The organism is Acidobacteriota bacterium, from assembly GCA_016716905.1.
GTDB lineage: Bacteria > Acidobacteriota > Vicinamibacteria > Vicinamibacterales > SCN-69-37 > SYFT01.
Genome location: JADJUS010000004.1, coordinates 1,749,120 through 1,760,878, shown reverse-complemented (window position 1 = coordinate 1,760,878; position 11,759 = coordinate 1,749,120). Strand labels below are relative to the sequence as shown.

Genomic DNA, 11,759 nt, shown 5'->3' with positions numbered 1-11,759 from the left:
GCAACGCGCCAGTCAGCCTGCGCGTCCGCAGTCAATAAAACCGGGGGACTCGTGGCATTTGAGATCGGCGACAAGGTCATCTACCCAAATCACGGGCTCGGCATCGTCGAGCGCATCGAAACCAAGACCATCATGGGCACCACATGCGGCTTTTACCAGCTGCGTATGGCCAATGAAACCACTGTGTTCGTCCCGGTTGACAACGTCGATGGCGTAGGCCTGCGACGCGCAATTACCGACGATGAGACCGAGCGGCTGTTTTCGTTGCTGGGGGACGGCAAAATCGAGAGCCACCAGAACTGGAAAGGCCGGTTCAAGGACAACTCCGACCGGATGCGGACCGGCTCCATTTACGACGTGGTGGAAGTGCTGAAGAGCCTGAGCCACCTCGCGCGGTCCAAGAGCCTCTCGTTCCGGGAAAAGCGGATGCTGGACCGGGCCAAGTTCCTGGTGGTTTCCGAAATTTCTGAAGTGATGGGCGAAAAAGTCGTCGTCATTGACGAGCGGGTGGAACAGGCGCTTGAGCGCTGTTTCTCCACCAAAGCCCGTAACACAGCCAGGTCGGTGGCCGCCAAGGCCACACGGGCCAAGACGGCGGCGACGACCGCTACGGCCGCAACGGCCGTGGCCGCTGCTCCCCGTCGCGCGGCACGCGCCTCGTAAGAGCGTTGGTCGCAGCGGTTCGCACGTTCGCCACGTTTGCGGGCCTGTCGGCGTACCTCCTGATCGTTGGGCTGCCAACTCTCCTGTGGACTATCGTGTCCCGGGATGCGCGCGTGTTGTATCGCGTGGGCGGCCTCGGAGTGCGTCTCGGGTTCGCGCTCTGCGGCATCCGGGTCAATGTGGTCGGCGCCGAGCACATCCAGACGGGGCGCGCGGCGGTGTACGCGGCCAATCACGCCAGCAACCTCGAGCCGCCCGCGGTCTTCTTCGCACTGCGATCGCTGTTTCCCCATATCGCCGTGGTCTACAAAGCCGAACTGCGCAAGGTGCCCATCCTGGTGTGGGTGTTTGATGCGGCGGGGTTTGTACCCCTCGAACGCGCCAATCGCGGGCAGAGCCTGCCGGCGGTGGACGCGGCGTCGAAGGCGCTGACGGCCGGCCGGTCGTTCGTGGTGTTTCCCGAGGGGACCCGCAGCCGGACCGGGGAGTTGCTGCCCTTCAAGAAGGGCGGGTTCATCATGGCGATTCAGGCCCAGGTGCCGATCGTGCCGGTGGCCGTGTCGGGCGCCAGCGCCGCCATGCGGCGTGGCAGCATGGTGATTCAGGCGGCCACATTGCAGGTGGAGTTCGCGCCGCCGGTACAAACCGCCGGGCTGGATTTTGCCGACCGGGCGTCGGTGGTCGCCGCCGTGCGCGAGGCGATTGCCGTGCGCCTACCGCAGTCCGGCTGACGTCGTGAACCGCAGGGTGATCGGCGTCAGGCCCACCCCATCTGGCGCCTGGATGCCCGCGCCCAGTTCCACGATGACTCCGACGCCGCCCGCGAGCGGCGCCTCGAATCGAATCTCAACGGCCATCGGTCCCGGTCTGTAGGTGGCCGTCCACGATGGCAGCGTCTCGGTGACGCCGTCCGCGTACCGGATACGGATGTTCGGCTGGAGCGAGCCGGGCCGGAGGGGTCGCGAAAACTGCAGGCGCACGAGCACGTCGCGGGCAATGCCCGTTTCGTCCTGCGCGGGGGCCGAGAAAATGACCTCGGGGCTCGGCAGCACCGGAGCCGGGTCTTCCTCTGGTACCGGTTCGGCTTCGGGCTCGGCCGCACGCAACCGGTCAGCCACGATGAGCGCCAAGCCGTCCACGATCTTCACGCTTCCCGTGACTTCGAGCCAGCGTCCGGTGTGCGTGCGAGTCGTGGTGGTCAGGTCGAAGCCGTCGCCGCGGGGGCGCTTGCCAACCACCCACACGGCCGCGTCGGCGGTTTGCAGCACAAAGTCCCACTCGCTTTGCCGGGGCCAGGCCGGCAGGTCGCCGAAGAGGTTGCGGCCACGAAACCGCCCTCGCACCACAACGGTCTGTCCGTTCAGTCGCTCGGGCTGCAGCGCGAGATTTCGCATCGTCGGCGCCAGTACGGGGTCGCGATCGATCCACGTCGTACCGTGCAGGATGAGCAAGCGTTCGCGCGCGGGCCACCGGTCTCCTGCGGCGAGCGTGATGAGTTTGTTCACGTCGAGCGGTCCCAGCCTTGAGTCATCTGACGCAAAGCGTCCGATGTCGAGCAGGCGGCCTCGCAACTCGAGCGGACGCAGGGGCACTCGTCCGCTCTTCGGCGCAATGACAAATTGTCTCGGTGCTTCAAGCGGCAGTCCGGTCAGCGCGCCTTCCACCATTTCCACCGGCGTACCGACCAGTGCCACAACCTTGTCGTGATAAAACGCGGGGTATCTCGTAATGGCTGCGAGCGTCGTCGCTGTTCGCGACATGGTCTGTGTGCCCACGGTCATCGGCGCCGCAGCCAGGATGCCTGCAGCCACGGTGAGAGACAGGCGGAAGCGCATGGTTCGATGGTAGTCCACCCCGTCGATCCGCGCTAGAATCGTGACCTTGTGACGGCACAGAACAAGCTGGGACAAAAGGCCGGCGGTCGCCGCGACAAAATGGCGAAGGGCGGCGATCAGGTATCGGAACTGACGGCGAGCCGTTTGTCGGTGTATCTGCGTTGCCTGAACACGCTCGACGTGGCCGGCGTCAAGGCCGTGTCTTCACGAACGATGGCAGAGCAGTTCCATCTCAACGCCGCGCAGATTCGGAAGGACCTGGCGTACTTCGGAGAGTTCGGGGTGCGTGGTGTCGGGTATCACGTGCGCGAACTCAAACGTCACCTGCGTGTGATTCTCGGGCTCGATCGCGGCGTGCGCGTGGCGGTGGTTGGCGCCGGTAATCTGGGCCTTGCGCTTGCCGACTACCCGGGGTTTCACCAGGAGGGCTTCGAGATCGCCGCCTTGTTCGATACTGATCGCAGCAAGGTGGGACGCAAGTCACGAGGTGGCGTGCGCATCCTCGACATGGTGGAGTTCCGCAAGGTGGTCAAACGCGAGAACATCGGCATCGTTGTGCTCGCCGTACCGGCGTCGGCGGCGCAGGATGTGGTCAACGTGTCGGTGGCATCCGGCATTCGTGCGGTGCTCAACTTTTCCCCGGGCGCGTTAAAGGTTCCGCCGGGCGTGAAGCTCAAGAACGTGGATTTGACCGTGTCGCTCGAGAGCCTGTCATTTTTCCTCGCGAGGGGAGAGTCGGATGAAGACGAGGACTAAGGCGGGCGGCCTGACGCATGTGGACGCGAAGGGCCACGTGCGCATGGTTGACGTCACGGCCAAGGCAGAGACCGTGCGCGAGGCCACTGCGGTCGGCGAAATACGGATGAGCGGCGCGGCTGTGCGTGCCATTCGCGACGGGGCCGTCAAGAAGGGCGACCCACTGCAGACAGCACGGCTTGCGGGCATCATGGCGGCCAAGCGCACGTCCGACCTGATCCCCCTGTGTCATCCGCTGGCGGTCACTGCCGTGGACGTGCAACTGACACCCCGGCGGTGGGGTTATGCCATCAGCGCCACGGTGCGTACGACCGGCCCAACCGGGGTGGAGATGGAAGCGCTGACTGCCGTGAGCGTGGCCGCGCTGACGGTGTACGACATGTTGAAGGCCATCGATCGCACCATGGAGATTGGCGCGATACGCGTGACGGCGAAATCCGGTGGTCGGAGTGGAACCCACCTGTCGGGGTCCAGGAGTCCCGGGGGCCCGGGGTCGATCAAAAGACTCGTGCGTGGTTGAACGGCCACCAGCGCAGCTGCACGCGACCGAGGATGTACTTCTTCGGCACAAACCCCCAGTGGCGGCTGTCGGAACTGTTGTTGCGATGGTCGCCCATCACGAAGTAATACCCCTCGGGCACCACTTCGGAAGGCAGGTCGTCGGTTGACCGGTATTCCTCGGGAATGAAATCGTCGGGCAGCACCTCGTCGTTGACGAAGACCTTGCCCTCGACCATGCGCACCGTGTCGAGCGGTTCGGCGACCACCCGTTTGACGAAGGATTTGTCGGGGCTCTTCGGATAGATGAGCATCACGACGTCGCCGACTTTGGGCGAATCGAGCAGGTAGGCGAGCTTGTTGACGATCAAGCGGTCCTGGTCCTGCAGGGTGGGCGCCATGCTCATGCCCTCGACCCGGGCCACCTGGAAGCCGAACGTGACGATCAGCGTGGCGTACACGGCCGCCGAGGTCAGGGTCTTGACCCAGGCAAACACTTCCTCGCGCACCTGGGAGATGACGGCCGAGCGGCGGACCTGGCGCGCCTGCAGCCCCTGCTGAGGCGTTTCAGCCGGGCGCGGCGGCTCCACCTGTTGCCGTGGCATCCCCAGGAACTCCCAGGCCTCGTCGGACTCGGGATCGACCTGGCGCGGCCACTCCGGTGGCGCAGGTTTTACGGGCTCGTGTTCTGAATGCTCCAAGGCACTATCTCCTTTGCTGATGGCTTAGGGCCACGTGCCCAGAGGAGAGTTTGACACAAGTAAAGGCACTGGCGGGGCTCCTTTGGTATCATCAAACCCATGATTGGGCCGTTTATCAAAGGTTTTGCCAACACTTTCCGGCACATGTTCAAGCCGTCGAACACCGTGAATTACCCCGACCAGAAGGTCCCGGTGTTCCCCCGGTATCGGGGCAAACAGGTGTTGATGCGCGACGAAGACGGCCTTGAGAAGTGCGTGGCGTGCGGGTTGTGCGCGGTGGCGTGTCCGGCGGATGCGATCTACCTGGAAGCGGGGGAGAACGACGGCACGGTGAAAGCCGGCCCGCGCTACGCCGAGCTGTATCAGATTCACAAGACGCGTTGCATCTTCTGCGGCTACTGCGAAGAAGCCTGCCCGGTGTCGGCCATCTTCATGGGCAAGGACTACGAGCTGGCCGTCTACAGCAACAAGGATTTCATCTGGGACAAGTCGGAGCTGTTGGTCGCTGAATCAACACACCCGGCTCGTTGAAGTGCGCGGCACCTTCCTCGAAGCTCTGTCCGAACGCGTGCTCGTCTGCGACGGCGCGATGGGCACCTTGCTGTACGCCAAGGGCGTCTTCCTCAATCGCTGCTTCGATGAACTGAACCTCACGCAGCCGGGCCTGGTCACCGGCGTGCACGCGGAGTATGTGCGTGCCGGCGCTGACGTGCTCGAAACCAATACCTTCGGCGCCAATCGCGTCAAGCTCGGCACGTTCGGGCTCGCCGAAGACACACATGCGATCAATGTCGCCGGCGCCACGCTGGCGCGTCGCGCGGCGGGCGACGAGGTGTTTGTGGCCGGGGCCATGGGGCCGCTGGGCGTGCGCATCGAACCGTGGGGCCGCACCGGAGTGGACGAGGCGCAAGCCGTGTTCCGCGAGCAGGCCGCTGGGCTGGCTCAGGGTGGCGTGGATCTGTTCATCCTCGAGACGTTCCGGGATGTGAATGAACTCGTCGCGGCCATCAAGGGTGTGCGGCAGGTCAGCCAATTGCCGATCGTGGCGCAGATGACCACCGAAGATGACGGCAACACGCTGGACGGCACACCGCCCGAGACCTTTGCCCCTGCGCTCGAACAGGCCGGAGCGGATGTCATTGGCATCAACTGCAGCGTCGGTCCGGCGGCCATGCTCGAGACGATTGAGCGCATCGCGCGACTGACCTCGCGGCGATTGTCGGCGCAGCCTAATGCCGGCCGGCCGCGCGACGTGGATGGCCGGAACCTCTACCTGTGTTCCCCCGAATACATGGCGAGCTACGCCAGGCGCTTCGTGGGGGCCGGTGTGCGCTTGGTCGGCGGGTGTTGCGGCACCACGCCGGACCACATCCGGCAGATTGCCGCGAGCGTGCGGGCCTCCGCGCCCGCCACACCACGCACGCGTGTGGCGGCCGACGCAGACCCCGTTGCGGCCATTACTCCGGTGCCCCGCGCGTTGCGTTCAACGCTCGGCCGTGTCCTCGATGCGGGCCAGTTCGCGCTGCTTGGCGAGGCAGCGGCTCCCCGGGGGCTGGACCTGGCCGCCGTGGTGGCGGGCGTCCGGCGGCAACAGGCGGCAGGTATTTGTGCCGTCAGTGTGCCCGACTATCCGCGCAACGGCGCGCGAGTCAGCGCGTTGGCGCTGGCACTGATGCTGCGCCAGCAGAGTGGCGTCGAGCCGGTGCTGCATTTCTCCTGCCGCGACCGCAACCTCATGGGGCTGCAGTCGGACCTGCTCGGCGCGCACGCCATGGGGGTGCGCAACGTGTTGCTCACCACGGGCGACCCGGCGCCGCAGACGGCCTACGCCGACGCCACGTCGGTGTTCGAGGTGGACGCCATTGGTTTGCTGAACATGGCGTCTCGGCTCAATCATGGGCTGGACATCGGCGGCCGATCGCTCGGGGCCCCCACCGAGTTCTACATCGGGGCGGCGGTCAATCCGTTTTCGCCTGAACCGGACGCCGAGTGGCGCCGGCTCGATTTCAAGATCGAGGCCGGGGCCGAGTACCTGTTGACGCCGCCAATTTTTGACCTCGACGCCTTTGATGCCGTGTTGCCGAGGCTGCGAGCTGCCGGAGTGCCCATTATTGCCGGCGTGGTCGCACTCGAAAGCGTCCGGCAGGCCGAGTTCCACGCAAGCGAAGTGGTGGGCGTCAAGCTCCCCGAGGCCCTGTTGGACCAGATGCGCCTGTCGGCCGACGCAAGCGCGGCCGGACACGACTTCAGCGTGTCGATTGCCCGAGCGCTGAGGGACCGGGTGCAGGGCCTGCGTATCAGCACGCTGCACGGCAGCCCTGAGGCCGGCGAACGGTTGCTTTCTGCGCTGGCCGTTCCCCCGCCCATTCAAGGTATAGTGCCCGCACGATGAACGCGCACCTGCTGATGCTGGGCCGGTTTGTCAGGAGCCCGAGAACGGTGGGCGCTGTGGCGCCGAGTTCCCGTGCGCTGGCCGCCGAAATGGTGCGCGGCCTCGACCTGACCGGACCAACAACCGTCGTGGAATTAGGCCCGGGCACAGGTGTTGTGACGAGCGCCATCTCCGCGCAGCTCGGGCCAGACGCGCATGCGCTCGCGATTGATATCGAACCAAAGTTTGTGGCGGCGATCGCGCGTCGGTTTCCACGAATCGAAGCCGTGTGTGCGTCGGCGGCCGACCTTCCAGCGCTGTTGCACGCGCGCCACATGTTCCCGGCCGACCACATCATCTCGGGCCTGCCGTTTGCCAGCCTGCCTGGCGAAGTCACCACCGCGATTCTCGACGCCGTCGCCGCGTCGTTGCGGCCAGGCGGCACCTTCACCACGTTTCAGTACGTCAACGGCTACCCGACGCCCCTGGCCAAGTCGTTTCGCCGGGCGTTGAGTGCACGCATGGGCTCGAGCCCGGAACGCCGCATGGTGTGGCGCAATATTCCACCCGCGTTTGTCCTCACATGGCGCCATCAATGAGTCCAGGGAAGTCTCCGCAAGACCTCTCGGTGGCAGAGGTCGAAAACGACGTGATGGCGCGGGTGTACGCGAACCTGTCGGCCATCTACGACCTGGCGTTTGGCCCCGTGCTGCAGGGCGGCCGGCGTCGGGCTGTTGCCGCCATGGGAGACACGGCAGGGCAGCGGATTCTGGAGGTCGGCGTCGGCACAGGACTCAACCTGTCGCTGTATCAGGCCGGCACCGACGTCACCGGCATCGACTACTCCTCTGAAATGCTCGACCGGGCCGAGGCCCGCGTGGTGCGCGAAGGCCTGCGGCCAAGGCTCTTCCAGATGGATGCCGCAGACCTGCGATTTTCAGACGACAGCTTCGACATTGTCTACGCGCCGTACCTGATTTCAGTGGTGCCCGATCCGGTGAAGGTCCTGCTCGAGATGCGGCGGGTATGCCGTCCGGGCGGCCGTATCGTGGTGCTGAACCACTTCCGCAGCGCGCATCCGCTGCTCTCGCGTGTGGAACAGTGGATATCGCCGTTTACGGTGCACATCGGATTCAAAGCCGACGTGGACATGCCGGCGCTCTTCTCGCACGCCGGGTTTGTGCCCGACTGGACCGAGAAGGTCAATCGGCCGAGGATTTGGACCCTCGCGCACTATACGTGTCCACCTCGGTCTGAATAGCCACCGCCGCGTGGTGGGCGCCATTGGTGCCAGACCGCCGCGGCGCAGGGGGCTGCTGCATCAACGCCGCGAGCGCCTCGTTCCATCGACCCGCGAACAAGTCGTCCTGGCTGATAAATCGGCATCGGAGCAGTGACGGCATCTCTTCAACCATGAGGTCGTATTCGCGGAAATGCCCGCGCGACGTATAGAGCATGGCCGTGCCATGGGCCACGCACTCGCTGATGATGCCGTAGCCGGGTTTGGTGACCACGACATCCGCCGCCGCCACCAGGTCCTCGTAGCGAAGGTCGCCGGCGAATGACTCCTCGGAAATGAAACGCACGCCTTCCGGCGTTCGGCCGCCCGCCTCGGTAATCCGATCGGTGAGCAGGATCGTCCAGTCGGTCAGGCAATCCAGAAGCGAGATATCCAGGCGCTGCAGGCCGTAGCCTCCAAATGAAAGCAGCGCGATGGGGCGTGCCGGATCCAGGCCGAGATGACGTCGCGCGTCGGTGCGCGTCCATCGCGAATGGCGCGCGATGAAGGGGATGGCGGTCACCGAGGGAAATACGTCGAACCCCCCTGAGAGGGGCAACTCGAGTGCGCGCGCGGCGCGGCGGTAACTGCGTCTGATGTTCTCGAGCAGATGCGGCGCCTGCCGTAGTGCGTCTGGATACCACTCATAGATCCAGTCCCACGTGAAGTTGCCGATCGCGATCGACGGCACGCCGATCGCCGCCGCCACCTCGAACGCCAGCGGGGGAATGTCGCCGACGATGGCCCGCACATCAAACGTCGCGAGCCGCTCGACCTCAGCCTTCGTCCGCTCCGGCATCGTCTGGTGAAACGCCACCGCCTCCCGCACCGTCGCCTCATCGTCATGCGTGACGCTGTCGCGTTGAATGACGCCGGTGTCACAGGGACCATCGAGGCGGGTCACCGGGACGCGGAGTGTGCGCGTCAGCAGTGACGAGGCGACGGCCGTGCGAAGGACGATGGCGAGGTCGGGTCGGGCGGCGCCGAGGGTGTTGATGACCTCGATTTCTCGCGACGCGTGGCCGAAGCCGTGACCGGAGACGTAGAAGACGACGGCGGGACGAAGGGGCATCCTCCTAAGTCTACGAAAGTCGTACAATGCCGCGCATGGCGCTGAACGAACGGGACTGTTTCACGGAGAGCACCGAAATGAAGGCGATGTCGCTCCGGTGCCCGCAATGTGGGCATCGCGACGACTACCAAATCAAGTGGTTGCTGCGGGAGAAGAAGGAGCGGATGCCGGGCGGGGGCGATCAGCGGGATCGGGCGCTGTTCGAGAAGTTGCGCGATCACTTGTATCGGGTGGACGACACGGTGAACTGCAACAAGTGCCGCCGCCGGTTCGAGATTCCGTCGCACCAGTCGATGATCTTCCTCGACGACTAGCGCTGTCCCTTTTCACCATGAAGGGCCATGAAGGTCCATGAAGGCGCGAGGTTGGGTGCCGCCTTCGGCGGCATGCACGAGTAGAGGGGTGTCCTGAGTGAACACACCGGGCTTCAACAGCGGTGCGTTCATTCAGGGCACCCCTCTACTCGCGCAGCCCGGCGGGAGCCGGGCCCCCAACCTCGCGCTTCTCACAGCCTCAACAAGATTCGGTGAACCTTCATGGATCTTCATGGAACTTCATGGTGAATGACCCTGCCGGCTAGTAGACGCCCGGGATCATGCGCCACCGGACAGCGCGCGCGTAGGTGTCGTAGGCCGGGCCCAGGGTGCGGCGCATCTGTCGTTCCTCGAGCGGAATGGCCACCACGAGATACAGCGTGCTGATGGCTGCGAACACCAGCCTGGTGCCGGACATGACCGGCACGCTCCACACGAGCAGGACCCAGCCGAGGTAGATCGGATGCCGTACCAGGCCGTAGGTGCCGGTGGTGCTGAGGATCACTTCGCCGGGTGGGGCATGGCCGAACGCCTGGCGGACGCCCGCGAGATCGAGCGGGTCGAGCGCGAATGAGGCGACGGCGGTCAGCAGGAACCCCCCGAGCCAGCCCGCATACAGGGGCCACGCCGCTGCGCCCGTCACCTGCCAGGCAAGACCGGGCACGGGCGCCCATGCCCAGAGCGTGAACAGATACAGCAGCGACGCGATCCAGACGTAGGTGGCGCGTTCGAGCGGCGGCGACACGTGTGCGCTGATGACAGATTTGATCCCGGTGCGGGCAAACACCGAGTGATGCAACGCAAACACTGTGAACATCGCGACGTTGGTGGCAACCGCGGGCCAGCCGTCGGTGGTCCACGGGCCGGCAACATGGCCGTACTGCCAGTAGGCATACAGGAAATATCCGAGCGACACCGCAAAGATCAGTCCGCCGGCCAGGGCAAAACCACGGCCGGCCAGACCTGCGCGCAATGGGGGAGTCACAACGGCACCATACTATAGGCGTATGCCCGACTCGTTGCCCCGCGTGGCCATCACCGGGATTGGTGTGGTGTCGCCGTTCGGGGTGGGGCGGGAAGTCTTCTGGAACGCTGTCAGTGACGGCCGCAGCGGCACCCGCGCCATCGATCACTTCGACGCATCGTCACTGTCGTGCCGTGTCGCGGCGGTTGTGCCCGACACGGCCATCGCGGAAGCCCTGGCGTTGGCGCCACTCGAAGCGCGGGGTGATGAGCGTCGCTACGCGAAAGTGTCACGCATCGCCGTGTTGGCCGCGCGTGAAGCCGTCGCGGACGCGGGCCTGAGTGGTGCGCTGCCCGACGCGGGCGTGATTATCGGCAGCGGTGCAGGCGGCATCGACGTGGCCGAACGCCACTACGGAGACTTCTTCGGCGGCCATCACCACCGTGTGTCACCCTACGCGATTCCCGTCTCCACCGTGGGGATGGTCTCGAGCGAAATTTCCATTGCCCTTGGCTTGCGGGGCATCAGTCACGTGGTGTCCACCGGTTGCACGAGTTCGACCGATGCCATCGGTTATGCGGCGAGTCTGATTCGCAGCGGCGATGCCGATGTGCTTGTGACGGGCGGCGCTGACGCGTGTGTGACACCGGGAATGATGATGGGGTTTTCGCGCATGCGGGTGCTGTCGGTGGCGTGCAACGATCGGCCCGCCGAAGCCTCGAAGCCGTTCGACGCTGCCCGGGATGGATTTGTGCTGGGAGAAGGCGCCTGGATGTTGACGCTTGAGCGGCTCGATCGCGCGCGAGCGAGGGGCGCGCGGGTGTACGCGACGGTCGAAGGGTATGGGGCCACGTGTGATGCCTATCACCGCGTGCAGATGGACCCGGAGGGGACCGAGATTATGCGCGCCATGCGGCTCGCCCTGACGCGTGCCGGCGTTGCGCCCGAGGCCGTCGGCTACGTCAACTACCATGGCACATCCACGCGACTCAATGACGCGGTGGAGATGCAATGCGTCCGTCGCGTCTTCGGCGCGCGGGCTGCGGACGTACCGGGCTCGTCGCTCAAGTCGATGATTGGACATCCGCAGGGTGCCAGCGGCGCCGCAGGTGTTGTGAGTACGGCACTGGCCTTGGCAAGAGGCGTCCTGCCCCCGACCATCAACCAGACAACGCCTGATCCGGAATGCCCGCTTGATGTGATTCCGAATGTCGCGCGTCGGGTGGACGTCGATGTCGCCCTGTGCAACTGTCTTGGGTTCGGGTCCAAGAACAGCGCGTTGGTCCTTCGCCGGGCATGAGGACCA

General features: G+C 65.2%; 14 protein-coding genes. 10 read left to right on the top strand and 4 right to left on the bottom strand.

Annotation, left to right across the window (positions count from 1 at the left end; genetic code table 11):
• The first annotated feature begins 51 nt into the window (after window positions 1-51).
• Entirely contained in the window at window positions 52-663 is a 612-nt protein-coding gene (locus tag IPL75_11870) for a CarD family transcriptional regulator (GenBank protein ID MBK9240934.1), read from the top strand.
• A gap of 5 nt (window positions 664-668) precedes the next feature.
• Complete coding sequence (locus IPL75_11865; protein MBK9240933.1) at window positions 669-1,394, top strand: 1-acyl-sn-glycerol-3-phosphate acyltransferase; 726 nt, start codon at window positions 669-671, stop codon at window positions 1,392-1,394.
• On the opposite strand, the gene IPL75_11860 is transcribed toward IPL75_11865, so the two are convergent.
• Window positions 1,377-2,498: an Ig-like domain-containing protein gene (locus IPL75_11860; GenBank protein MBK9240932.1), complete on the bottom strand. Its 1,122-nt coding sequence runs from the start codon at window positions 2,496-2,498 to the stop codon at window positions 1,377-1,379. The two genes, IPL75_11865 and IPL75_11860, sit on opposite strands and share 18 nt — an antisense overlap.
• A 48-nt stretch (window positions 2,499-2,546) precedes the next feature.
• On the opposite strand from IPL75_11860, the gene IPL75_11855 reads away from it, so the two are divergent.
• Entirely contained in the window at window positions 2,547-3,254 is a 708-nt protein-coding gene (locus tag IPL75_11855; GenBank protein MBK9240931.1) for a redox-sensing transcriptional repressor Rex, read from the top strand.
• On the top strand, window positions 3,238-3,774 hold the full coding sequence (gene moaC / locus IPL75_11850) for a cyclic pyranopterin monophosphate synthase MoaC (protein MBK9240930.1): 537 nt from the start codon (window positions 3,238-3,240) through the stop codon (window positions 3,772-3,774). The genes IPL75_11855 and moaC overlap by 17 nt, the downstream gene beginning before the upstream one ends.
• Here the strand turns inward: moaC and lepB are convergent.
• Complete coding sequence (gene lepB, locus IPL75_11845) at window positions 3,752-4,453, bottom strand: signal peptidase I (GenBank protein MBK9240929.1); 702 nt, start codon at window positions 4,451-4,453, stop codon at window positions 3,752-3,754. The two genes, moaC and lepB, sit on opposite strands and share 23 nt — an antisense overlap.
• Window positions 4,454-4,552: 99 nt before the next feature.
• Between lepB and IPL75_11840 the strand changes: the two genes are divergently transcribed.
• The 4 genes from IPL75_11840 to IPL75_11825 are packed head-to-tail and all read left to right on the top strand — an operon-like array spanning window position 4,553 to window position 8,085.
• Window positions 4,553-4,984 carry an NADH-quinone oxidoreductase subunit I gene (locus IPL75_11840; GenBank protein ID MBK9240928.1) on the top strand — a complete coding sequence of 144 codons (432 nt, stop codon included), beginning with the start codon at window positions 4,553-4,555 and terminating at the stop codon, window positions 4,982-4,984.
• 1 nt (window position 4,985) lies between these two features.
• Complete coding sequence (locus tag IPL75_11835) at window positions 4,986-6,845, top strand: bifunctional homocysteine S-methyltransferase/methylenetetrahydrofolate reductase (protein MBK9240927.1); 1,860 nt, start codon at window positions 4,986-4,988, stop codon at window positions 6,843-6,845.
• Complete coding sequence (locus IPL75_11830) at window positions 6,842-7,423, top strand: methyltransferase domain-containing protein (protein ID MBK9240926.1); 582 nt, start codon at window positions 6,842-6,844, stop codon at window positions 7,421-7,423. Before IPL75_11835 ends, IPL75_11830 begins: the two co-directional genes overlap by 4 nt.
• Window positions 7,424-7,452: 29 nt before the next feature.
• Window positions 7,453-8,085, top strand: a complete 633-nt coding sequence (locus IPL75_11825; GenBank protein MBK9240925.1) for a methyltransferase domain-containing protein — start codon at window positions 7,453-7,455, stop codon at window positions 8,083-8,085.
• Here IPL75_11825 and IPL75_11820 read toward each other — a convergent pair.
• The gene (locus IPL75_11820; protein ID MBK9240924.1) at window positions 8,027-9,175 is read right to left on the bottom strand and encodes a hypothetical protein; all 1,149 of its coding nucleotides are present in this window, start codon (window positions 9,173-9,175) and stop codon (window positions 8,027-8,029) included. The two genes, IPL75_11825 and IPL75_11820, sit on opposite strands and share 59 nt — an antisense overlap.
• Window positions 9,176-9,210: 35 nt before the next feature.
• On the opposite strand from IPL75_11820, the gene IPL75_11815 reads away from it, so the two are divergent.
• Complete coding sequence (locus tag IPL75_11815; GenBank protein MBK9240923.1) at window positions 9,211-9,489, top strand: hypothetical protein; 279 nt, start codon at window positions 9,211-9,213, stop codon at window positions 9,487-9,489.
• Window positions 9,490-9,751: 262 nt separating this feature from the next.
• On the opposite strand, the gene IPL75_11810 is transcribed toward IPL75_11815, so the two are convergent.
• Entirely contained in the window at window positions 9,752-10,474 is a 723-nt protein-coding gene (locus tag IPL75_11810; protein MBK9240922.1) for an isoprenylcysteine carboxylmethyltransferase family protein, read from the bottom strand.
• 22 nt (window positions 10,475-10,496) lie between these two features.
• Between IPL75_11810 and IPL75_11805 the strand changes: the two genes are divergently transcribed.
• Entirely contained in the window at window positions 10,497-11,753 is a 1,257-nt protein-coding gene (locus tag IPL75_11805) for a beta-ketoacyl-[acyl-carrier-protein] synthase family protein (protein MBK9240921.1), read from the top strand.
• The last annotated feature ends 6 nt before the right edge of the window (window positions 11,754-11,759 follow it).